Source organism: Dietzia psychralcaliphila (assembly GCF_003096095.1).
GTDB lineage: Bacteria > Actinomycetota > Actinomycetes > Mycobacteriales > Mycobacteriaceae > Dietzia > Dietzia psychralcaliphila.
On record NZ_CP015453.1, the window covers coordinates 1,320,280 to 1,341,905 of the forward strand.

Annotated in this window: 18 protein-coding genes and 4 tRNA genes; 13 read left to right on the forward strand and 9 right to left on the reverse strand. The window is 69.5% G+C overall.

Annotation, left to right across the window (positions count from 1 at the left end; all coding sequences use genetic code 11):
• Positions 1 to 32: 32 nt before the first annotated feature.
• The 3 genes from dnaG to A6048_RS05955 all read left to right on the forward strand — a co-directional run bounded on the left by dnaG (position 33) and on the right by A6048_RS05955 (position 3,437).
• Positions 33 to 2,036 (forward strand): DNA primase, encoded by a 2,004-nt coding sequence (dnaG, locus tag A6048_RS05945; protein ID WP_107748221.1) that lies wholly within the window; start codon positions 33 to 35, stop codon positions 2,034 to 2,036.
• Positions 2,037 to 2,199: 163 nt separating this feature from the next.
• Entirely contained in the window at positions 2,200 to 3,264 is a 1,065-nt protein-coding gene (locus A6048_RS05950) for an Ig-like domain-containing protein (protein ID WP_107748222.1), read from the forward strand.
• A gap of 100 nt (positions 3,265 to 3,364) precedes the next feature.
• Positions 3,365 to 3,437, forward strand: a tRNA-Asn gene (locus A6048_RS05955).
• Between the two features lie 51 nt (positions 3,438 to 3,488).
• Here the strand turns inward: A6048_RS05955 and A6048_RS05960 are convergent.
• Positions 3,489 to 3,911: a nuclear transport factor 2 family protein gene (locus A6048_RS05960; RefSeq protein WP_107748223.1), complete on the reverse strand. Its 423-nt coding sequence runs from the start codon at positions 3,909 to 3,911 to the stop codon at positions 3,489 to 3,491.
• Positions 3,912 to 3,969: 58 nt separating this feature from the next.
• On the opposite strand from A6048_RS05960, the gene A6048_RS05965 reads away from it, so the two are divergent.
• The 3 genes from A6048_RS05965 (at position 3,970) to A6048_RS05975 (ending at position 6,503) form a co-directional block, all read left to right on the forward strand.
• Positions 3,970 to 5,355 (forward strand): carboxylesterase/lipase family protein, encoded by a 1,386-nt coding sequence (locus tag A6048_RS05965; RefSeq protein ID WP_107748224.1) that lies wholly within the window; start codon positions 3,970 to 3,972, stop codon positions 5,353 to 5,355.
• 54 nt (positions 5,356 to 5,409) lie between these two features.
• A tRNA-Ile gene (locus A6048_RS05970) sits at positions 5,410 to 5,483 on the forward strand.
• An 87-nt stretch (positions 5,484 to 5,570) separates the two neighbouring features.
• The gene (locus tag A6048_RS05975) at positions 5,571 to 6,503 is read left to right on the forward strand and encodes an EamA family transporter (RefSeq protein ID WP_107748225.1); all 933 of its coding nucleotides are present in this window, start codon (positions 5,571 to 5,573) and stop codon (positions 6,501 to 6,503) included.
• Between the two features lie 51 nt (positions 6,504 to 6,554).
• Here the strand turns inward: A6048_RS05975 and A6048_RS05980 are convergent, their stop codons facing one another.
• Positions 6,555 to 7,679, reverse strand: coding sequence for an alpha/beta hydrolase (locus A6048_RS05980; RefSeq protein WP_107748226.1), 1,125 nt, complete (start codon positions 7,677 to 7,679; stop codon positions 6,555 to 6,557).
• Between the two features lie 59 nt (positions 7,680 to 7,738).
• Here A6048_RS05980 and A6048_RS05985 point away from each other — a divergent pair, with 59 nt between their 5' ends.
• From A6048_RS05985 to A6048_RS06000, 4 genes are all read left to right on the forward strand, one after another.
• A complete protein-coding gene (locus tag A6048_RS05985; RefSeq protein WP_107748227.1) occupies positions 7,739 to 8,701 on the forward strand; it encodes an ABC transporter ATP-binding protein in 963 nt (320 codons plus the stop codon).
• Positions 8,698 to 10,278, forward strand: a complete 1,581-nt coding sequence (locus A6048_RS05990; protein WP_107748228.1) for an ABC transporter permease — start codon at positions 8,698 to 8,700, stop codon at positions 10,276 to 10,278. Before A6048_RS05985 ends, A6048_RS05990 begins: the two co-directional genes overlap by 4 nt.
• 97 nt (positions 10,279 to 10,375) lie before the next feature.
• Complete coding sequence (locus A6048_RS05995; protein ID WP_107748229.1) at positions 10,376 to 11,251, forward strand: serine hydrolase domain-containing protein; 876 nt, start codon at positions 10,376 to 10,378, stop codon at positions 11,249 to 11,251.
• Between the two features lie 204 nt (positions 11,252 to 11,455).
• Positions 11,456 to 11,965 carry a DUF3145 domain-containing protein gene (locus tag A6048_RS06000; protein ID WP_107748230.1) on the forward strand — a complete coding sequence of 170 codons (510 nt, stop codon included), beginning with the start codon at positions 11,456 to 11,458 and terminating at the stop codon, positions 11,963 to 11,965.
• Positions 11,966 to 12,052: 87 nt separating this feature from the next.
• On the opposite strand, the gene A6048_RS06005 is transcribed toward A6048_RS06000, so the two are convergent.
• From A6048_RS06005 to A6048_RS18215, 6 genes are all read right to left on the reverse strand, one after another.
• Positions 12,053 to 13,489, reverse strand: a complete 1,437-nt coding sequence (locus A6048_RS06005; RefSeq protein ID WP_107748231.1) for an acyl-CoA carboxylase subunit beta — start codon at positions 13,487 to 13,489, stop codon at positions 12,053 to 12,055.
• A 258-nt stretch (positions 13,490 to 13,747) separates the two neighbouring features.
• Entirely contained in the window at positions 13,748 to 13,999 is a 252-nt protein-coding gene (locus A6048_RS06010; RefSeq protein WP_107748232.1) for an acyl carrier protein, read from the reverse strand.
• A 104-nt stretch (positions 14,000 to 14,103) separates the two neighbouring features.
• Entirely contained in the window at positions 14,104 to 15,030 is a 927-nt protein-coding gene (locus A6048_RS06015) for an ACP S-malonyltransferase (RefSeq protein WP_107748233.1), read from the reverse strand.
• 155 nt (positions 15,031 to 15,185) lie between these two features.
• Positions 15,186 to 16,445: a PucR family transcriptional regulator gene (locus A6048_RS06020; RefSeq protein ID WP_107748234.1), complete on the reverse strand. Its 1,260-nt coding sequence runs from the start codon at positions 16,443 to 16,445 to the stop codon at positions 15,186 to 15,188.
• Positions 16,442 to 19,237: a pyruvate dehydrogenase (acetyl-transferring), homodimeric type gene (aceE, locus tag A6048_RS06025; RefSeq protein ID WP_107748235.1), complete on the reverse strand. Its 2,796-nt coding sequence runs from the start codon at positions 19,235 to 19,237 to the stop codon at positions 16,442 to 16,444. The genes A6048_RS06020 and aceE overlap by 4 nt, the downstream gene beginning before the upstream one ends.
• Positions 19,238 to 19,248: 11 nt before the next feature.
• Positions 19,249 to 19,407, reverse strand: a complete 159-nt coding sequence (locus A6048_RS18215; RefSeq protein ID WP_159110303.1) for a hypothetical protein — start codon at positions 19,405 to 19,407, stop codon at positions 19,249 to 19,251.
• A gap of 140 nt (positions 19,408 to 19,547) precedes the next feature.
• Here A6048_RS18215 and A6048_RS06030 point away from each other — a divergent pair, with 140 nt between their 5' ends.
• Complete coding sequence (locus A6048_RS06030; protein ID WP_107748236.1) at positions 19,548 to 19,982, forward strand: DUF3052 domain-containing protein; 435 nt, start codon at positions 19,548 to 19,550, stop codon at positions 19,980 to 19,982.
• Positions 19,983 to 20,079: 97 nt separating this feature from the next.
• A tRNA-Val gene (locus tag A6048_RS06035) sits at positions 20,080 to 20,155 on the forward strand.
• A gap of 59 nt (positions 20,156 to 20,214) precedes the next feature.
• Here the strand turns inward: A6048_RS06035 and A6048_RS06040 are convergent.
• Positions 20,215 to 21,384 (reverse strand): RCC1 domain-containing protein, encoded by a 1,170-nt coding sequence (locus A6048_RS06040; protein ID WP_107748237.1) that lies wholly within the window; start codon positions 21,382 to 21,384, stop codon positions 20,215 to 20,217.
• A gap of 169 nt (positions 21,385 to 21,553) precedes the next feature.
• Here A6048_RS06040 and A6048_RS06045 point away from each other — a divergent pair.
• Positions 21,554 to 21,626: transfer RNA gene (locus A6048_RS06045), tRNA-Val, on the forward strand.

Below are 21,626 nucleotides of genomic sequence, written 5' to 3' on the forward strand. Positions count from 1 at the left end.
GGTCTGGCGCGCGGACGGTTACTCTGGGCTGCATGGCAGGGCGGATTCCGGAGCAGGACATCGCCGCGATCCGCGAACGCACCCGTATCGAGGAGATCGTCGGCGAGTACGTCGCGCTCAAACCAGGCGGTGCGGACTCGATGAAGGGGCTGTCCCCGTTCAAGGACGAGAAGACGCCGTCGTTCCACGTGCGACCCCAGCACGGCTACTTCCACTGCTTCTCCACGGGCGAGGGTGGCGACGTCTTCGCCTTCCTCATGAAGATGGAGCACATCAGCTTCGTCGAGGCGGTGGAGCAGCTCGCGGACAGGATCGGGTACCGCATCTCCTACGAGGGCGGCGGGCAGGTGATCCAACGCGATCGGGGCACCCGCTCGAGGCTGGTCCAGGCCAACGCCGCCGCCCAGAAGTTCTACGCCGAGCGCCTCCACCAGGACGCGGAGGCCGAGATCGCGCGGGCGTTCCTGACCGACCGCGGCTTTGATCTCTCCCACGCCGAGCGCTTCGGGTGCGGATACGCGCCCACGGGCTGGGACACGATGAGCAAGCACCTCATGCGGCAGGGTTTCGAGCCCACGGAGTTGGAGTCGGCGGGGCTGTCCAAGACCAGCTCGCGGGGGACGTTGATCGACCGCTTCCACCGTCGACTGCTGTGGCCCATCCGCAACCTCGCCGGTGAGGTGATCGGCTTCGGCGCGCGCAAGCTCTTCGAGGACGACACCCTGGGCAAGTACATGAACACGCCGGAGACGATGCTCTACAAGAAGTCCCAGGTGCTGTTCGGTCTGGACCTGGCCAAGCGGGACGTCGCCTCTCAGCGCCGAGCGGTGGTGGTCGAGGGCTATACGGACGTCATGGCCATGCACGCCGCGGGCGTGACCACCGCCGTGGCTGCGTGTGGCACCGCGTTCGGCGAGGACCACCTGTCCACGCTCCGGCGGCTGATGTTGGACGACAACTACTTCCGCGGCGAGATCATCTACACCTTCGACGGCGACGACGCGGGCAAGAAGGCCGCGCTCCGGGCGTTCTCCGGGGACCAGCAGTTCTCCGGCCGCACCTTCGTCGCGGTGGCCCCCGCCGGACTGGACCCCTGCGACATCCGGCAGACCAAGGGTGACGCGGCAGTCCGTGACCTGATCTCCGCCCGGGTCCCGATGTTCGAGTTCGCCATCCGGTCCATGCTCGAGGAGTACGACCTCGACCACGCGGAGGGCCGGGTCGAGGCGCTGCGCCAGACCGTGCCGGTGGTGGCGGACATCCGTGACTCGGCTCTCCGGGACGAGTACGCCCGCCAGTTGGCCGGCTGGGTGGGGTGGGACGATCCCGCGACGGTGCTCCGCCGCGTCCGGGAGGAGGCCCGTAAGCGGGGGCGCGCCCGGTCGGCGGGTCCCGGCCCCCGCGGTCGCGGCCCGGGTGGACCCGGGGGAGGACCCCGCCCCCAGTGGGACCGTGCCGAGCGTGGCCCGAGGAGGAACGACGACGAGGCGGACGACCGCGGCGGGCACCAGGTCCCCGCTGTGCCGACCGGGCTCCCGCTTCCCTCGGCCGCCGACCCGGCGCTCTGGCCGCAGCGCGAGGCCCTCAAGGCCGCTCTCCAGTACCCGGGCCTGGCGGGTCCGCTCTTCGACTCGCTCCCGGGTGAGTGCTACACCCATCCCGCCTACGCCCGGATCGCTGATGCGCTGTCCGCGGCCGGGGGGTGCGCCTCCGGCAAGAGTGGCGCGAACTGGGTGTCCGAGGTGTCCACGGGTCTCGAGGACGACGGGTTGCAGCGGCTGGTGGGTCTCATGGCGGTCGAGACCCTCCGGGTGGCCGAGGACGCGCTGCCCCGCTACGTCTCCGGTGTGCTCGCCCGGCTGCAGGAGGTGTGGGTGTCCGGCCAGATCGCCGACCTCAAGTCCAAGGTGCAACGGATGAGTCCGGCGGCGGACCCGGAGGGGTACTCGGCACTGTTCGGTGACCTCGTGGCGCTGGAGGAATACCGGCGCGGTTTGCTCGAGCAGGCCGTGGGCGCCACACCCGACATCGCCTGACCCAGAGAGAATTCGGGCAAAACACAATCCGGGTGGCCCACCGCCCCGGAGCCCTCATAGTTGAGAAAAGTAAAAATGTGCTGATATTGTCGTTCGCAGCCCGCCGCTGATCGGTTGTCCGATTCCGGCCGCGCGGGAGTCACACGACCCCAGAGAGTTCGCAATGAGCACAACGTCACGTCGATTCACTCTTCCCGCCGCGATCGCGGCCTTCGGCATCTGCCTCGGAGTGCCCCCGGCGGCGTCCGCGGAGGGCTGGGACCAGGGCCCGGTGCGGTTCAGCGCATCCGGGGATGACCAGTGCCGGGTCCACTTCACGATCATCAACGAGACGAACGGGTACTACGTCGTCGACTTCGCGGTGGACGGGGAGGATCCGGCGTCGCTGGCGGGCGTGCCAGGTGTGTGGAGCCTCACCGGTGTGCCCGTCAGGGCCAGGTTCTCCCTCGACAGCGTGGCGTACGACATCACGCGGGTCGTCGGGCGGCAGGGGGTGCAGAACTCGGCTCCCAGCTCCCCGGTCTTCGCCCCGGGAACTGCCCCCTACGTCACCGACCGGGACCCGATCACCACCACCAGAACGGTGAGTCTTCTGGACCAGCCACGTCTGCCCAACCGGGCGTCCGACACGCACACCGTCTCTTACCAGGTGGTCGTCGGTCCCCAGTCCGCGGACAAGGGGTTCGATTCCGCCACGGGTCGGTTCGCGTTGCTCGAGACCGAGGTGTCCGGGTGCCAGACCGAGACGATCTCGACGCTCGCCACGCCGCCGACTGCGGTCACGGGAACGCCCGTCGATCTCACCGTGCAGGTCGAACCCGCAGCGGCCGCCGGAACGGTCCAGTTCTCCGCTGACGGAGAAATCATCGGGGCCCCGGTCAACGTCATCGACGGGAGTGCCACGCTGCCGTATACCTTCTCCGAGGCCGGCGACCTCGTCATCACCGCAGCGTTCACTCCGGCCACCGTCGTGGACGACTCCTCGGACACCCCGTACGCATCGTCGACGGCCGGTCCGAAGACGATCGCCGTCCGGGATGAGGAACCGGGCACCGGATCACTCAGCCAGGGTTCGCTCGGCGTCCTGTGTGGAGGGGACGCGGCCGGTTCCCTCGGCACAGGTTCCCTCGGTGCAGCGTCCCTCGGTACAGGGTCCCTCAGCTCCACGGGATCGGCCTCCACCGGTTCTCCCGGATCGATCTGCGGAGCTCCAGGGTCTGCAAGCTAGCCCTCGGGTAGGGCTCTGACCTGCCGATTTGGTCCGGCGGCTGCCGTCGCACTAAGGTGAGTTCTCGGTGTCCGACGTGCTCGTCGGTTGCCGACGGCAATCCCCCATAGCTCAATTGGCAGAGCATTCGACTGTTAATCGAAGGGTTTCTGGTTCGAGTCCAGATGGGGGAGCAGAACCACCAGGCCAGAGGAGCAATCCTCTGGCCTGGTCTGCATTTGGCGTCAGCCGGGTTGGAGTGTCCGGAAGTCGCCGCGGTCGAAGGTGATGTGGAACCTCCTTGAGGCGATCCGCCAGCCCTCCGCCGTCCGGGACCACAGGTCCGAGTACTCACCGAAGCACTCGTAGGTCAGCCCGGACTGGTCTCCGGCCCCGAGGTGAAGCACCCGCGCGTACGTCAGACTCCGCGCCCGGTCCTCGTTTCCGTCGAGCGCCAGCTGCACCCGGTGGTTTCCCAACAGGTGCTGGGACGGACCGCAGCCACCGAGGTGCTGCCGGACAATCGCGACGATCGCCTCCCGACCGGAGGCCCCGTACCCGGTCGCGGACTCGGTGAACAGCGCGCCGAGCCCGTCCCAGTCTCGCGTGTCCAGTGCCGTGGCCACGTCGGCCAGGCGTTCGAGGATCTGATCCCTGTCACTCGTCATCCTCTCTTGGTAGCAGGGATCGCCGGGAGATCTCAGCTGTCGTCGCTAATCTGGCCGCATGACTCGCCCCGAGGTCGCCCTGTCCACCGGCCGCGTCCGCGGAACCGACCTGGGTGACGTCGTCCGCTTCTACGGGATCCCCTACGCCGAGGACCCGGTCGATGACCTGCGCTTCGCCGCTCCGGTTCGCCGGGAGCCGTGGCAGGGGGTCCGTGACGCGACGCGGCCCGCCGCCACGGCCCAGCGACTGCGATTCGACCCGGACCCGGCGATCCCGGAGCCGATCGTCGCGGGAGGAGACATCCTGCACGTGGACGTGTGGGCGCCGGCGGAGGGTGGCGAGCACCCGGTGATGGTGTGGATCCACGGGGGCGGGTGGGAATCGGGGTCGTCGCATCAACCGTGGTTCGACGGTTCGACCTTCGCCCGCCGGGGGATCGTCGTGGTCTCGGTGGGCTACCGCCTCGGGGTCGAGGGCTTCACCCCGTTCCCCGACGCCCCGGACAATCGTGGACTGCTGGACTGGATCGCGGCGCTCGAGTGGGTCCGGGACGAGATCGCCGTGTTCGGCGGGGACCCCGGCCGGGTGACGGTCGCCGGGCAGTCGGCCGGCGGGGGAGCGGTGCTGTGTCTGCTGGGCTCGCCCCCGGCGGCCGGGCTGTTCCACGGAGCGATCGCCGCGTCTCCTGCGGTGCTGCGTGCCCCGGCGACCCATCCGCCCAAGGGCGTGACGGCCGAGGGGTTGGCGGCCGGGGGGCGCGGCGCGGTCGATGAGTTCCATCGGCGCCTCCGTCGCGAGAATCAGTTCACGCTTCCGTTCCGGCCGGTGGTCGGTGGCGAGACCGTCCCGATCCCTCCCCTGGAGGCGGTCGCCGGTGGTCCAGGTACGGGCGTACCGCTGCTCATCGGCTCCACCGCGACGGAGTTCGAGGCCGTCTCGGACAAGCTCCCGGGCCCGGCGCTGGTGCCGGGGGCCGCGTTCATGGCGTTGTCCCAGCAACTCCCCAGGCAGGGGCTCAGGGCGCTGGCCCGGCAGTCGAACGGACGGTCGCTCCGCCGGAGCGTGGGCGCGGTGATCGACGCGGCCGCGATCCACTCCACGGTGGCCCGGGCCGCCGAGACGAGAGTGGCCGCCGGAGACCCGACGTGGGTGTACGACTTCTGCTGGACCGGAGGAAACGGGCCCCGGCACTGCGCCGACCTGCCCTTCTTCTGGTCGGTTCCGGACGGGGAGAACGTGGAGCGCTATCTCGGAGCCCCGGCGCCGACCGACCTGGTCGAGGCGATGCACGGCTCATGGGTCGACTTCGTCACCATCGGCGACCCGGGTCATCCCGCCTACGAGTCGCCTGATCGGCTGGTGATGGCGTGGGACGACCCGCCGGCGCAGGTCGCCGACGGACTCTCGGCGGTGCGTGCGGTCTGGTGGCCGGAGGTCCGCTGAGCGGTCTTGCTACGATTGCGCCGCGCGTGCCGGTGACGTTCCCGGCGCGTGCGGGGGGCTATAGCTCAGTTGGTTAGAGCCGCGGACTCATAATCCGCTGGTCGCGGGTTCGAGCCCCGCTGGCCCCACCGGGAGAGCCGCCCGTTCCCTGGTCGGACGCCGAGACCAGGTGGGCCCAGCCCCGCAGCGCGCCGGGGGACTATAGGTTTCTTCCCATGGACCGGACGGGGGCCCTGGGGGATACGGCGCGCGGGGTCGGCGCCGTTGTCGTGGCGTCCGGCCTGTTCGGCGGGATCTTCTACCTCTCCGGAGTAATCGACGCCTCGGCTGAGGTGGTCTTCGGGTGGCGGATCGTCGTGACCTTCGCTTGCTACAGCCTCGTGATGCTCATCCCCTCGGGCCGTGTGATGGTGCGTGACTCCTGGGCGACCCTCACACGAGAGTGGTGGTCTCCGCTCGTGTTCGGCCTGCTGTGCGTACTGGTCGGGATGCAGCTCTGGCTGTTCTCCTGGGCCCCGCTTCACGGTCACGCTCTGGATGCCTCGCTCGGTTTCCTGCTCCTACCTCTGGCCCTGGTGATCGGCAGCCGGGCCGTTCTCAAGTCGGAGGTGTCGACCTGGCAGTGGATGGCGGTGGGAATCGCGGCCGCAGCCGTCGCCGTCAATATCGGGGTGTCCCCGAGCTTGTCCTGGGTGACGTTCGTGATCTGCACGGGGTACCCGATCTACTTCGTCGTGCGCCGCCGAGTCGGCATGGACAAACCGATGGCGTTCGGGTTCGAGGTCGCCGCGCTCACCCCCCTCGGCGTGTGGTTGATCGTGTCGGGTGGTCAGCATCCGTCGTCTGTCGCCGGAAGGCTCGCGCTCGTCTCGGTCGGCGTCGCCGGCGCGGCGGCCATGGCGGCGTATCTGGCGGCGTCGCAGTTGCTCACGCTTCCCCTGTTCGGCCTACTCGGATACCTCGAGCCGGTGCTCCTGGTCGCTGTGGCGTTCGCGCTCGGAGAGACTGTCCGGGGGATCGACACCCTCACATTCGGGCTGCTCGGCCTCGCCCTGACCCTGCTCGCGGCCGAAGGCTACCGAGCGGCGCGACGAGATCGACGATCCGGGGCGGCACCGCGACCGGGGTCTCGGCGCGCCACCCACTGAGGCGGAGTCGCCGCGACGCAGTCCCCGGGCACGGTGCCTCTCGACGGTGGGTCAGTACGCCAACCCCATCCGTAGCGCGCCCACGGCCTCCGACAGCGCGGCGCGGGCGAGCGGGGTGGCACCGACGGCGTTGACGAACGGGTGGACCATCGTGGAATGCCGCCGGAGCGAGACCTTGACCCCGGCGTCGGCCAACTTCCGCGCGTACGCCTCGCCCTCGTCGCGCAGCGGGTCGAACCCGCCGGTGGCGACGTGCGCCGGGGGCAGGCCAGAGAAGTCCTCGGCCAGCAGCGGGGAGGCGCGCGGGTCGAGACGGTCGGCGTCGGAGCGCAGGTAGGTGTTCTCGTAGAAGTCCATGTTCTTGCCGGTGAGGAAGAATCCCTCGCCGAACAACTCGAACGAGCGGGTCCGAGCCGACATGTTGGTGGCGGGGACGAAGAGCAGTTGGAAGTCGGGGGTCTTCTCTCCCGCGTCCCGGGTCTGCTGACACACGACCGCCGCCAGGTTCCCGCCCGCGCTGTCCCCGCCCACCGCGATCCGCGTCGGGTCCACCCCGAGCGACTCGGCGTTGTCCCGCACGTACCGGAACGAGGCCAGGGCGTCCTCGGCCGCCGTGGGGAAGAGGAACTCGGGGGCCAGCCGGTAGTCCACGCTGAGGACCTTGAGGCCGCCCATCCTGGCGATGTAGCGGCAGGTCGCATCGTGGGAGTCGATGCTCCCGAGCACCCACCCGCCACCGTGGAAGAAGACGAGCATCGGCAGCGGCTCGTCGCCGTGGACGGGGGAGTACAGGCGGGCGGGAAGGTCGGCGCGGGCGGTCTCGGCACCGGTGCGATCGTCGTCGGTGTCATCGCTACCGGCGAGCGGGAGGACCAGGTCCTTGACGACGGCGAGCTCGATCCGGTTGCCCGAGACGGTGTACGCGGACCGCTCCACGGTCTGGCGTGCCTGTTCGAGCGGTATGTCCTCGTACTCGCCTTCCGACAGCAGGGACATCACCCGGACCCCCGCCTGGAAGTGCGGGTCCAGCACCTGGCCGTCGATCCGCCGGGGGGCGCCGCCGGCGAGCTGGATCAGCGGGCCGGGCAGAGAGCCCGAGGCGGTCATCGCCGCCTTGGTGAGGCGGTCCTTGATCGAGGGGCGAAAAGTCCTGTGTCCGGACATCGGTGAGCGCATTGCCACATTGTGCCGAGGATGGGGAGGATGATCGGGGGGAATCGACGAAGGGACTGGTCATGCGTTCAGATTCGGACCTGGTGGTACGCGTCGAGGGCCTGGTCAAGACATTCGGCGCCACCCGCGCCCTCGACGGCCTGGACCTGGACGTCCGACGCGGCGAGGTGCACGGCTTCCTGGGCCCCAACGGCTCGGGCAAGTCCACCACCATCAGGATCCTGCTGGGTCTGATGCGGTCCGATTCGGGACGGGTGACCCTGTTCGGGCGCGACCCGTGGCGGGACGCTGTCGAGCTGCACGCCAGGTTGGCGTACGTACCGGGGGAGGTGACGCTGTGGCCGCGTCTGACCGGGGGACAGTGCATCGACATCCTGGGGCGCGCACTGGGCGGACTCGACCCGGCACGCCGTGACGAGCTGATCGACCGCTTCCGCCTGGACCCCACCAAACGCACCCGGGACTACTCCAAGGGAAACCGGCAGAAGGTCTCGCTCGTCGCGGCCCTGGCGTCCGGCGCCGAACTGCTCGTGCTGGACGAGCCCACCTCAGGGTTGGATCCGCTCATGGAGCTGGTGTTCCAGGAGAGCGTGCGGGAGGCCGTCGACGGTGGTTCCACCGTGCTGCTCTCCAGCCACATCATGGGTGAGGTCGAGGCGCTGGCCGATCGGGTGAGCATCATCCGCGACGGCCGCACGATCAGCTCGGGCACCCTGGGCGACCTGCGCCGCCACACCACCACCGAGGTCCACGCCGTCACCGACACCGATCCGAGTGCCCTGGAGTCGATCGTCGGGGTAGACGGTCTGCGGATGGAGCGCTCCGGTGACGGGCGGTTCGACGTCCGCTGCCACGTGCCCGCCGAGCGGCTCGCCGAGGTGACGGGGATCCTGCACGCGGCCGGGGTACACACCCTCACCGCCACCCCGCCGAGTCTGGACGACCTCTTCCTCACCGCCTACTCGGGCGCGGGGGCCGCGGAGGGGCCTGGAGAGTCGGGCACGACATCCGGCGGGTCACGGTGAACTCCGCCTTCGCCGGCACCGGCCTGTTGGTCCGGATCGCCCTGCGCACGGGGTGGCGGTCCGCCGCCGCGTGGGTACTCGGCCTGGTCTCGCTGTATCTGCTCACCGGGGTCTCGATCGCGGCGCTGTACGACACCCCGGAGAAGCTGGCCACCTACTCCGCGTCCCTCGGCGAGGCCATGGTGATGCTCAACGGCCGCGTGGCCGGGCTCGACACCCTGGGCGGGGTCATGATGAACGAGTACGCGTTCATCGCCTCGTTCGCGATCCCGGTCATGGCGATCGCCCTGACCGCCCGGTCCACCCGCCGGGAGGAGGAGACCGGCAGGACGGAACTCCTGTTGTCCGCCCGGACAGGTCGGCTCGCCCCGGTCACGGCAGCCCTCGTCGTCGTCGGCGGCGTCTTCCTGCTCCTCGGCGCCGGAATCTGGGCGTCGACCCTCGCCATCCCGGTCGATCGCACCGGGGCGGCGTTCTACGCGGCCTCGATCGTCGCCACGGGGTGGGTGTACGCCGCGGCCACGGCGGTGCTCGCACAGGTGGTGGCCCACAACCGCACCGTGTGGGCGGCCGGAATGACCCTGGCCGGACTCACGCTCGTCCTGCGGGGGATCGGCGACACCAACGAGAACTGGGTGAGCTGGACCTCCCCCCTGGGATGGCACGGGTTGGTCCGCCCGTTCGGGGACGCCACCGCCCTCCCACTCGTCGTGGCGGTGGGGACGGCCGGAGCGTTGTCCGCCGCCGCCCTGTGGCTCTCCGGTCGCCGCGACGTCGGGGCAGGGCTGGTGCCGGCCCGCACCGGGGCGGCCACGGCGTCGAGGTGGCGGGCGTCCGAGCTCGGCGGGGCGGTGCACCAGCACCTCGGAGCGCTCATCGGCTGGACGATCGGCGTCGTGGCGCTCATGACCATGTACGGCGCCCTGATGAACGTCGTGGTCGAGGCCATCATGTCCAACCCGTCCCTCGCAGCCTTCCTGGTCGAGTCCCCGGCACTCGTCGATTCCCTCGTGCAGATGCTCGTGGTGTTCGTCGGGATCCTCGGCGCGGGCTTCGCCCTGCAGACACTCGGGGGGTTGCGGGGGGAGGAGACCTCGGGTCGGCTGGAGCTCGACCTCGCGGCCGGGCGGTCCAGGTGGTCATGGCTGGCCCTGCACACCGCGGTCGTGGCCGTGGGTGCCGCGGTGGTCGTGGTGGCCGGTTCCGCAGCCTTCGCGCTGTCCACCTCCATCGCCCTCGACGACCCGGACTCTATGGGGCGGATCGTCGCGGCCGGGTCCTGGCAGGTGCCCCCGGTGCTCCTGTTCGTCGGACTGTCGGTTGCGCTGTTCGGGCTGGTGCCCCGCATGCAGGCACTGGCCTGGGCGCTGTTCGCGGTCTCCGCCGTCGTCACGTTCATGGGCCCCACCCTCAGACTCACCGAGTCCCAGATGCGTCTGTCGCCGTTCGGCGCGGTGGGCCGCGCCCCCGTCGGGCCGGTCGACACGGCGGGGGTGGCGGTACTGCTGGCGCTGGCGGCCGTCCTGCTGGTCGCCGGGGTGGTCGGGTTCCGTCGGCGCGACGTGCCGCGGACGTGACCGCGGAGCTGACACACTGACCACACAGCTGTAGACGACCCAGCCACAGGCGATCCGGCCGGCGTCGGCCCGATCGGACATCACCCGGGAGGAACCCATGTCGGACGAGTTCGATCGAGACAGGCTGGACGCCGCTCTGGCGGTCGTCGACGACTGGCCGGTGGACAACGTCTCAGCAGCGGTCGTCGGACCGGAGGGGCTCCTGGCCGTGCGTGGTGACGACGCCCGCGTCTACCGGCTCGCCTCGGTCACCAAACCGATCGTGGCAGTGGCCGCGCTCCTCGCGATCGAGGAGGAGGCGATCTCCCTCGACGACGCCGCGGGGCCCGAGGGGTCGACCGTCCGCCACCTGTTGGCGCACGCATCCGGCCTCGACTTCAGTGATCGCGGAAAGGTGCGCGCGGGGCCGGGGGAGCGGCGCATCTACTCCTCGGCCGGCTTCGAGGTGCTCGCGGACCACATCGCGGACGCCACGGGAATCGCCTTCCCCGACTACCTCACCGAGGCCGTGTGTGAGCCGCTCGGGATGGGGTCGACGGTGCTCGAGGGTTCCGCCGGGCACGGCGCCTCCGCCAGCCTCGCCGACCTGGTGGCCTTCGCGACCGAACTCGTGACCCCGCGGCTCCTGGCGCCCGAGACACTGGAGGAGGCGGTGAGCGAGCAGTTCCGCGGTCTCGACGGTGTCGTGCCCGGGTATGGCATGCACAAGCCGTGTCCGTGGGGCCTGGGGTTCGAGCTCCGTGAGGCCAAGTATCCCCATTGGACCGGCCAGCACAACTCACCCGCGACGTTCGGGCACTTCGGACAGTCCGGCACGTTGCTGTGGGTGGAGCCGGAGATCGACACGGCCCTGGTCGTACTGACCGATCGGGACTTCGGGGACTGGGCCAAGCCGCTGTGGCCAGAGTTGTCGGACCGGGTGGTGGACGCGGCCACCCGCCGCAGCCGTCCGGAGGACTCCCTCGGAGGTTGATCCTCCGTCCTCACCGACACGCCGCCGGGGACTCACACCGGCGGGATTACGGTGCTGTAACTTTGCTGAGAATGCAGAAGTGTCGCTGGTGTAATTCGTTCACTTGAGGCACAGTTGTGTACTACAACCACATACGAATCATCGTTCACACGATATCGCGAGGTCGTTGGGGAAGACGTCCCTCAGTGAGTCGGGAGTGAAGCGATGTCTGATCTAAATCATTTCGCGGATACGACGACCGGCGTGGTGTTCATCCATGCCGCGCCCACCGCGTTGTGCCCTCACGTCGAGTGGGCTCTGGCGAGCACCCTCGACGCGTCCTCCGCTATGCGCTGGGAGGACCAGCCGGCCCAGCCTGGCGCTCGCAAGGCGATCGTCGACTGGATCGGCCCGGTCGGCACCGGTGCACGCCTGGCCGATTCGCTGGCCAAGTGGTCCATGCTGGCGTTCGAGGTCACCGAGGACCCGAGTGACCTCGTCGACGGCGAACGCTTCTCCCACACCCCCGAACTCGGGATGTGGCGCGGCCAGACCGGCGCCAGCGGTGACGTGGTGATCGGGGAGAACAGGCTCCGGCATCTCATGGCCGCCGGCCCCGCCGCGTTCCACACGGCGGTGGAAACAGAGCTCGGTACCCCCTGGGACCGCGCTCTGGAACCACTCCGTGGCCACCCTGCCGTCGCCGAGGTCACCTGGCTCTCCCGCGTCGGCTGATCAGCCCCTCGGCTCCACACGAGAACGCCCGCACCCTCTCGGGGTGCGGGCGTTCCGTCGTCTGGCGGTCGCGGACGGGCCGTCAGGTCACAACGGGATGTTCTTGTGCTGGCCGCGGACGTGAGAGGCCGCGTCGAGGGCCTCGGCGAGACGGCGACGCGTGTCGGTGGGCTCGATCACCTCGTCGACGACGCCGATGGTCACCGCACGGCCGACGCCGCCGGCGATGGCGGCGTGCTCGTCGGCCAGCCGCTCGTGCAGTGCCTCGCGCTCGTCCTCCGGCGCCGCTGCGAGCGCGCGCTTGTGGAGGACCCCCACCGCGGCCTTGGCGCCCATGACGGCCACCTCGGCATCGGGCCACGCGAACACGGCGGACGCGCCGAGCGCGCGCGAGTTCATGGCGATGTAGGCCCCGCCGTAGATCTTGCGGGTGACCAGCGTGACGCGGGCGACCGACGCCTCGGCGAAGGCGTGCAGCAGTTTGGCGCCACGCCGGACGACGCCCTCCCATTCCTGGGAGACTCCGGGGAGGTAGCCGGGGACGTCGACGACGACGAGGAGCGGCACGCCGAACGCGTTGCACAGGCGGACGAAGCGGGACGCCTTCTCGGCCGACTCGGAGTTGAGGCAGCCGCCCAGGCGGAGCGGGTTGTTGGCGATCACGCCGACCGTGCGTCCCGACATCCTGCCGAAGCCCACCACGATGCTGGGCGCCCACTTGGCCTGGAGCTCCTCGAAGGTCGTACTACCGTCCAGTTCGGACGAGTCGAGGATGCCGTGGACGAGCGGACGCACGTCATAGGCCCGCTTGGGTGACTCCGGGAGCAGCCCAGCGAGGTCCGTGTGGTCGCCCTCGAGCGCGCGTAGGTCGAACTCCCCCTGCGCGGACAGCAGGTTCACGAGCCGCCGTGCGCGGTGCAGCGCGTCCCGCTCGTCGGTGGCGGCGATGTGACACACACCCGACTTGCGGTGGTGCACGTCCTGGCCGCCGAGGCCCTCCATGTCGACCTGTTCACCGGTGACGGAGCGGACCACGTCGGGTCCGGTGACGAAGATCTTGCCCGCTGGCGCCATGATGACGACGTCGGTGAGCGCGGGGCCGTAGGCGGCGCCGCCGGCGGCGGGGCCGAGGACCACAGAGATCTGCGGAACGTGGCCCGATGCGCGGACCATGGCCTCGAACACGAGGCCGACCGCGTGGAGCGCCTCGACGCCCTCGGCGAGCCGGGCTCCGCCCGAGTGCCACACGCCCACGACGGGCAGGTGCTCGTCGATGGCGATGTCGATCGCGTGGACGATGTGACGGCACCCGTCCAGGCCCATCGCCCCGCCCATGACGGTGGCGTCGGTGGCGTAGGCGATGGTGGGTTCGCCGTCGATCAGGCCGCGTGCGGCGAGCGCGCCCGACGCGTCGGGTTCCGTGAGGAACTCCAGCGATGCGGGATCGAAGAGGTTCTCGAGCCGGGCGACGGGGTCGCGCGGGTCGATCTGTGAGTTCTGGTCCACGGTGCTCGTAATGGTCATCGAATGCAGTCCTTTCCGCGGCGCACCTCCCGAATGGGAGAGTGCGCTCTTTATGGACCCCCGGACTGGCTGGTGTGGGGGAGGCGATCGATCAGGGACCCCCGTCCCTGATCGGGCCTTCCGCCCGTCACCCCGCATGACGCGGGGTGCTCTCGTGTGTCGGGTCCCGAGCGTGGGGAGGGGACGCGGGCTCGCGTGGTGCACCGACCGCACCTTCGGCCCTGATCGCGTCCCCGCCCCGTGCTGCGGGACGTGGTGTCAGCTCTGGTCGATCTTCTGGATGTAGTCGACCGCATCCTGCACAGTACGCAACTTGGCGAGGTCCTCGTCCGGGATCTCCACCCCGTAGCGGTCCTCCGTCTGGACCGCGATCTCCACCATGGAGAGCGAATAGATGTCCAGATCGTCCACGAAGGACTTCTCCGGTGTCACCTCGGAGGGCTCGATCCCGGTGACCTCCTCGACGATCTCCGCAAGTCCGGTGATGATCTCGGCCTCGGTGCGTGCCATGTGTCGTCCTTCCTGATGGTGTCGCCGCGCCCGGTCGGGCACGGCGTGGTCGTCATGACGCGATCGCCGGACGGGGCCGGCGATCGCGGGTATGTGGGAGTGGTCTACGCGCCGCTGAGCGCGGGGACGGCGTCGAGCGCGTCCTCGAGGTCCTCGGGTGTGGTCACGCCGTGCCGGGGCACATCGCGCATCATGCGCTTGGCCAGGCCGACGAGGGCTCCGGACGGCGGGAGTTCGACGAACGCGTCGACGCCGAGCTTGAGCATCGTCTGCGTGCACAGGTCCCAGCGGACGGGGTGGGTGATCTGTGAGACCACACGGTCCAGGGCGTCCCTGCCCGAGGTGACGACCATCCCGTCGGCGTTCGAGAGCAGTGTCAGTTCGGGGTCACGGACCTCGATCGTGTCCGCGAGGGCGCGGAACTTCTCGACGGCCGAACCCATGTGCTGCGTGTGGAACGCCCCGGCCACGTCGAGGCGGCGCAGGCGGGCCCGGCTCGGCGGGTTCTGCTCGAGCGCGTCGCAGGCCTCCAGCGGGCCGGCGGCCACGATCTGCCCGGCGCCGTTCCGGTTGGCCGGTTCCAGCCCGGCGTTCTCCAGGGCGAGCAGGACATCGGCCTCCACTCCACCGAGGACGGCGATCATCCCGGTCGGGCGGTCGGCGCAGGCCCGCGACATCGCGGCGCCGCGGACTGAGGCCAGGCGGAGCGCGTCAGCCTCGGAGACCACCCCGGCGATCGCGAGAGCCGCGACCTCACCGATGGAGTGTCCGGCGACGATCGTGTCGGCGGGGACCTGCCCCCGTCGACGGAGCTCTGCGGTTCCGAGCAACGCGGAGGCCACCACCAACGGTTGCGTGACCGCGGTGTCGGTGATCTCTTGCAGAGTCGCGGTGGTGCCCAGGCGCTCCAGATTGAGTCCGCTCGATGCGGACCATTCGTCGAGGCGGGCCGAGGCGCCGGGTAGCTCGAGCCAAGGCGCGAGCATTCCGGCTTTCTGGGACCCTTGTCCAGGGGCGGTGAGGCAAAGCACGAGTATCAGACAACACGTGTTCACCTACTTCGGATGATGTTCTCGTAACCAGAAACCATGGCCGGATTTTGTGGGGTTCCCACAAATGCCGTGTTGAGTGGGCGGTCATCTGCGTGAGCGGAGTTTTCGTTACACGGTGTGACGAGAGTGATTGTTTAGGTGTCCTGAGGACCTCGTTCGGCGAACTTGCCGAGGACGAGGGCTATCCGCAGGACAAATGCGTCCCTCGCGTCAAGCGGGTCGAACTCGGTTATCTGACTCACCCTTTTGAGCCGATACCTCACCGTATTGGGATGGACGTACAACCCGCGCGCGCACGCCTCGACGTGCCCGCCCGAGTCCAGATACGCCCGCAGCGTCTCCTCCAGGGACGGATCCGCACCGCGGAGAGGGGTGACGATCCGCTCCACCAACATCCCCGCCGCGCCGCGGTCCCCGCCCAGAACCCGTTCCGGCAGCAGGTCGATCGACGCCACCGGACGAGGGGCACCGGGCCACCCGGTCGCCGCTGCGGCGCCCGCGAGGGCCTCGGCCGCACTGTCCGGTGCCTCGGCGAGAGAACCCACGGTGTGTCCGACGACGACGGGTGCGTCGGGGGAGAACGCGTCGAGCACTGCCGGTGGGACGGCGGAGGAGGACTCCAGCTCCCCGGAGAGGATGACGACGAGGCGAGCCCCCTGGACCACGGCCAACGCGTGCCGGTTGGCCGCGACGGCGGCCTTGTGCGTGGCAGGTACGGATGCCAGCCCCAGATCCGCCCTGGGGCGCCCTACGATGACGGTCGCCGACGTGGTCGGGTCCCAGTTGAGCGCCGAGGCCCCGGAGGCGAGATCGGCGTGGCGGTCCCCGCGGACGACCGCGTCGACCAGCATCGCTTCCATCCGGGTGTCCCAGGCGCCCCGGTTCTCGGCGGCGGCCGCGTACACCGAGGCCGCCGTGAAGCCGAGCTCGCGCCCGAACTTCAGCACCGCGGCGATCATGAGCCCGCGCTGGCGCTCGTTGTGGGTGATCCGCGGCATCACCAGCTCGAAATACTCACACGTGGAGCGGACGAGCTGCACGGTCTCCTGCAGGGACAGGCCCTGACCGAGGCCCTTGGGCAGCAGCTTGAACCCGGCGATCGTGTCGGTGTGCGGGGCCTCGGGGTTGCGCATCCAGGTGACGAAGTCGCGCACGGCACTCTGGATGATCAGTTGGATCTCCGCCCGCTGGTCGGCGGAGAGCCCCGCGAAGAACGGCAGATCCTCCTCGAGGGACCTGACCGCCTCCGTGGACAGCGTCCCCGAGTACCGGGTGATGCGCTTGAGCAGCGCATCCGAGACCGGCCGCTGATCCGGAGCCCTCGCGGAGCGGCGCCGGGACGGCGGTGGGGTCTGTGGCCCGGCCCCCGCCGCGGGTCCGGCCGTCTCGGTCACGCCACCCCGGGATCCGTCGTGGGCTCGGGCGCCGCCATGACGTCGTCGATCTTGTACAGGCGGGCCGCCTCGAGCAGGGTGCGCTTCTCGATGCTGCCCTCGCGGACCAGTCCGGCGAGGACCGCGACGATGATCGACTCGGCGTCGGTGTTGAAGAAGCGACGGGCGGCTGGACGGGTGTCGGAGAACCCGAATCCGTCGGTGCCCAGGACGGTGAAGTCACCGGGGACCCATCCGCGGATCTGGTCCGGCACCGCCTTCTGGAAATCGCTCACGGCCACCTTCGGTCCCTCGCTGCCTTCGAGAGACGCGGTGACGAACGGGGTCCGGGCCTGCTGATCCGGGTGCCGGAGCTCGTGACGTTCACACTCGTAACCGTCCCGGGCCAGTTCGTTCCATGAGGTGGCCGACCACAGATCCGCGGCCACGTCCCACTGCTCGGCCAGGGTTTTCTGCGCTTCGGCGGCCGCGTACATCGCGACACCCGAGGCGAGAATCGAGGCCTTGTGCGAGCCCTTCTCGGCCTTGCGGAAGAGGTATAACCCCCGGAGTAGGGCGTCGGCGTCCAGATCTTCGGGCTCCGGCGGCTGCGGGACGGGCTCGTTATAGAGGGTGATGTAGTACGAGACGTTGCGGTCGACCCCGTCGGTGTCGTTCTCATGCGCGGCGCCCGGTCCGTACATCCGCTCGATGCCCGCGCGCATGATGTGAGCGAGCTCGAAACCCCATGCGGGGTCGTACGAGATGATCCCCGGGTTGGTCGCGGCGAGAAGCGGTGAATGGCCGTCCATGTGCTGCAGTCCCTCACCGGTGAGGGTGGTTCGGCCGGCGGTGGCGCCGAGCAGGAACCCGCGGGCGAGCTGGTCGGAGGCCGCCCAGATAGCGTCGCCGGTGCGCTGGAAACCGAACATCGAATAGAAGATGTACAGCGGGATCATGGGCTCACCGTGGGTCGCATACGCGGTGCCGGCGGCGGTGAACTCGGCCACCGACCCGGCCTCGCTGATCCCCTCGTGCATGATCTGGCCCGTCTTGGACTCCTTGTAGCTGAGCATCAGGTCGTGGTCGACGGAGGTGTAGTTCTGCCCGTGCGGGTTGTAGATCTTCAGGGTCGGGAACCACGAGTCCATCCCGAAGGTCCGCGCCTCGTCCGGGATGATCGGGACCAGACGATCGCGTAGGGACTCGTCCCGCATGAGCTCCTTGCAGGTGCGGACCAGGGCCATCGTGGTGGCGACCGACTGCTTTCCCGAGCCCTTGCGCAACGAGGCGAGGGAGTCGATGTCCGGAACGGAGAGCGGGGTGAAGGTCTGCCGCCGCTCGGGCACGTGCCCGCCCAGCGCGATCCTCCGCTCCAACATGTAGCGGATCTCCGGCGAGTTGGGCCCCGGGTTGTAGTACGGAGGCAGCGTCGGGTCCGCCTCCAGTTCCTCGTCCGTGATGGGGATGAGCTGCTTGTCGCGGAACAGCTTGAGGTCGTCCAGCGTCAGCTTCTTCATCTGGTGCGCGGCGTTGCGTCCCTCGAAGTTCTGGCCCAGACCGAAACCCTTGACCGTGTGCGCGAGGATCACCGTGGGTTGCCCGGTGTGCTCGAGCGCAGCCTTGTACGCGGCGTGGATCTTCCGGTAGTCGTGCCCGCCGCGGCGCAGGGCCCAGATCTCGTCGTCGGTCATGTCCTCGACCAACTTGGCGGTCCGCGGGTCACGACCGAAGAAGTGCTCGCGGATCCAGGCGCCGTCATTGGCTCGGAACGTCTGGTAGTCGCCGTCGGAGACGGAGTTCATGAGCGAGACGAGCGCGCCCTCGGTGTCCTTGTCGAACAGCGCGTCCCACTCTCGGCCCCACACCACCTTGATGACGTTCCATCCGGCGCCCCTGAAGTACGACTCCAGCTCCTGGACGATCTGCCCGTTGCCGCGGACCGGGCCGTCGAGGCGCTGGAGGTTGCAGTTGATGACGAAGGTCAGGTTGTCGAGCGCGTCGTTCGCGGCAACCTGCAGGGCTCCGCGCGAGTCGACCTCGTCCATCTCGCCGTCGCCGAGGAACGCCCACACGTGCTGCTGGGAGGTGTCCTTGATCCCGCGGTTGTGCAGGTAACGGTTGAATCGGGCCTGGTAGATGGCGTTCATGGGCCCGAGGCCCATCGACACTGTGGGGAACTCCCAGAACTCGGGTAGGCAGCGGGGATGGGGGTAAGAGGGGAGCGAACGCCCCGGGTGGCTCTTCTCCTGCCGGAATCCGTCGAGGTCGTGCTCGCGGAGGCGGCCCTCGAGATAGGCGCGGGCGTACATGCCGGGCGAGGCGTGCCCCTGGAAGAAGATGTGGTCACCACCCCCGGGGTGGTCCTTCCCGCGGAAGAAGTGGTTGTAGCCGACCTCGTACAGCGGCGCCGCGCCCGCGTAGGTGGAGATGTGTCCACCCACACCGATGCCGGGCCGCTGGGCGCGGTGGACCATGATGGCCGCGTTCCAGCGGATCCAGCGCCGGTAGGTGCGCTCCACGGACTCGTCGCCCGGGAAGTCCGGTTCGAGGCTGGTGGGGATGGTGTTGACGTAGTCCGACGAGGTGAGGGCCGGAAGGGGAACGCGCTGCTTCGAGGCGCGTTCGAGAAGTCTGAGCATGAGATAGCGTGCCCGCTCGGGGCCTGCCTCGGCGAGCATGCCGTCGAGGGAGTCCATCCACTCCTGAGTCTCCTCGGGGTCCGAATCCGCGAGGTAGGACGCGACCCCCTCCCGGAGGACCGGCACATTGGTGGGTGCGGAACCATCCCTGGTACCTACGGTCTCGGTCATGCGTCTCGTCCTCACTTCTGCGATACGTATAGCGGCAACCCGGTGGGGTCACCGCACATGTCGGGGTGCAGTGTCCGGTCGACCTCGCGCGCCGCGGGTGTGTGGCGGATCGCGAGGTCGACCGGCCACGAGCCGTCGTCGGCCCATGACTTCTTCTGATTGTGCCCCATAGCGTGATGCGCGACACGGGGCTGCGGCGCGACCGCCGAAATAGGCGGTAGTCGTTTCCCGTGGGAGGGTGCGCGGGTAGTGTTCCTGGTCAGCGAAAGACCAAGACGAACAAAGTCGGATACGAGGGAGGAACACCACGGTGGTCGCCGCGGCGAACCAGCAGGACGGGTCGGATCAGATTGCTGGTCAGCTCGAACTGACGAAGGACATGCTCGTTCAGGAGGTCGGATGGGATTCCGACTGTGACGAGGCGATCAGTGAGGCCGTCGAGGATGCCGTCGGGTCGGAGCTGCTGGAGGAGGACACCGACGAGATCGTTGACGCGGTCCTGCTCTGGTGGCGTGCCGGCGACGGCGACCTGGTGGACAGGCTCATGGACGTCGTGACCCCGTTGGCGGAAGAGGGTTCCGTGTGGGTCCTCACCCCCAAGACGGGGAACGACGGTCATGTGGAGCCCTCGGTCATCGCGGAGTCGGCACAGACGGCCGGGATGCTCCAGACCCGTACCGCGGCTCTGGGGGACTGGGCGGGGAGCCGCCTGGCGCTGCGCAAGAACAGCATTCCGCGTAAGTGACCGTCGCCCCGGGGATGCTCGGCCGCCCGGCGGCCGAGCTTCCTTGAGGGTGCGATGATCCGACGAACACCGGCGCGCTGATAGCGCCGGTGTTCCCGCGCGCGTAGCTCAGCGGTGAGAGCTCTGGTCTTACACACCAGCGGTCGGGGGTTCGATTCCCTCCGCGCGCACCATTTGAGCAGGCTGGACCTGGTTTGTGTCCGGGGCCTGCCGCACTTCCTGCGGCCGCTCGTCAGCGAGCCGGTCCGAGGAGCACGACCCCGCCGGACACCGCCTGCGCGGGACCCGGCAGCGGGACACGGTAGGGACGCCGGTCCTCGCCGGCGTACGGGGCAACCCGGTGACCGCCGCCCCAGGCCCACAGGTTTCCCGTCCGGTCGATCCCGTAGGACGCGGCCTCGGAGGCGCCGATCCAGTCCATCGGGGGCACATCGACCACCTGCTGCGGCGAGGCGGTCGAGCTGTCCTCGGTCTCTCCGTCGCCGAGCACCCCGGAGACGGTGCGGCCCCAGGCCCAGACACGTCCCCCGGTGTCCCGGGCGAGCGCGAAGTCGTGCCCGCCGGCCACCTGGACGATATCGGTCAGCCCCTCGACCAGGACTGCCCGCGGGCTCTGGCCGCCCCGCGGTTCGACCCCCAGGAGTCCGTGGACGTTGTTACCCCACGCGCACACCTCTCCGGTGCTGGTGGCGATGACGGCGGCCCCACCCGGGTTGGCCACGCTGACGGCGCCGGGCACGTCCCGGATCGTGCGGACCCGCGTTCCGTCCGGCTCACCGATGACCTGGGTGAGGTTGATCCCCCACCCCTGGAGTCGGCCGTCGGAGCGCAGCGCCAGAACGTTGAGCTGACCGTCGGCCACCTCGATCACGTTCTCGACGTCGGGGACGGGGCTCGGGGTGGGCTGGTCGCGCTCGGCCCCGCGGACGCCCCCGCTCGCGATGAACGAATCGCCCCATGCGGTGACGGATCCGTCGGAGTGGGTGGTCAGGAATGCTCCGCCGACCGCCGCCACGGAGGTGGCATCCCGGACGCCGGGCACCTTCTGTGGCAGTGCAGCCGCGGGTCCGGCGGACGTGCCGGCAAGGAGTCCCCGGTGATCCTCTCCGACCACCGAGACGGTGCCGTCCGGGTGGACCGCGGCGAGCGCGGGACCCGCATCCGCCACGGAGACGACCTGCTCCCATCCCCGGATCGGGCCCGGTGGGAGCGAACTGCGGACCACGCCGCCGAGGAGCACCGCCTGCCCCGCTACCCGCGGTGCAGCGGTGGGCGACGCTGAGGAGTCAGGGCACTGGGGGGCGGTCATCACGGCGCGGTCGGCGGCGCTGCACGCGGTCGCGCCGGTCAGTGCCAGCGAGAGCGCGACGGCCGAGCCGACAGCCCGACGGCGTTTCGTCATGATCGGATTCTGCGGCGTTGTCGGACTGTTGTCCAGAGTTACCCCGTCGGCGGTGTCGTGGAGCAACTCCGGGGGCACTCAGCCCGCTTGGAGGACCTGGGCATTCGATCACTCCGGCCGGTGGGATAACCTGTCGCACGCCGTCGTGGTCTGTCGCGGCGGTGTTCTCGCGCGCGTAGCTCAGCGGTTAGAGCTCTGGTCTTACACACCAGCGGTCGGGGGTTCGATTCCCTCCGCGCGCA

What these genes read in the sequence shown, in the direction of transcription:
- dnaG (WP_107748221.1), top strand. Translation starts at nt 33, where the DNA reads ATGGCAGGGCGGATTCCGGAGCAGGACATCGCCGCGATCCGCGAACGC.
- A6048_RS05950 (WP_107748222.1), top strand. Translation starts at nt 2,200, where the DNA reads ATGAGCACAACGTCACGTCGATTCACTCTTCCCGCCGCGATCGCGGCC.
- A6048_RS05960 (WP_107748223.1), bottom strand. Translation starts at nt 3,911, where the DNA reads ATGACGAGTGACAGGGATCAGATCCTCGAACGCCTGGCCGACGTGGCC.
- A6048_RS05965 (WP_107748224.1), top strand. Translation starts at nt 3,970, where the DNA reads ATGACTCGCCCCGAGGTCGCCCTGTCCACCGGCCGCGTCCGCGGAACC.
- A6048_RS05975 (WP_107748225.1), top strand. Translation starts at nt 5,571, where the DNA reads ATGGACCGGACGGGGGCCCTGGGGGATACGGCGCGCGGGGTCGGCGCC.
- A6048_RS05980 (WP_107748226.1), bottom strand. Translation starts at nt 7,679, where the DNA reads ATGCGCTCACCGATGTCCGGACACAGGACTTTTCGCCCCTCGATCAAG.
- A6048_RS05985 (WP_107748227.1), top strand. Translation starts at nt 7,739, where the DNA reads ATGCGTTCAGATTCGGACCTGGTGGTACGCGTCGAGGGCCTGGTCAAG.
- A6048_RS05995 (WP_107748229.1), top strand. Translation starts at nt 10,376, where the DNA reads ATGTCGGACGAGTTCGATCGAGACAGGCTGGACGCCGCTCTGGCGGTC.
- A6048_RS06000 (WP_107748230.1), top strand. Translation starts at nt 11,456, where the DNA reads ATGTCTGATCTAAATCATTTCGCGGATACGACGACCGGCGTGGTGTTC.
- A6048_RS06005 (WP_107748231.1), bottom strand. Translation starts at nt 13,489, where the DNA reads ATGACCATTACGAGCACCGTGGACCAGAACTCACAGATCGACCCGCGC.
- A6048_RS06010 (WP_107748232.1), bottom strand. Translation starts at nt 13,999, where the DNA reads ATGGCACGCACCGAGGCCGAGATCATCACCGGACTTGCGGAGATCGTC.
- aceE (WP_107748235.1), bottom strand. Translation starts at nt 19,237, where the DNA reads ATGACCGAGACCGTAGGTACCAGGGATGGTTCCGCACCCACCAATGTG.
- A6048_RS18215 (WP_159110303.1), bottom strand. Translation starts at nt 19,407, where the DNA reads ATGGGGCACAATCAGAAGAAGTCATGGGCCGACGACGGCTCGTGGCCG.
- A6048_RS06040 (WP_107748237.1), bottom strand. Translation starts at nt 21,384, where the DNA reads ATGACGAAACGCCGTCGGGCTGTCGGCTCGGCCGTCGCGCTCTCGCTG.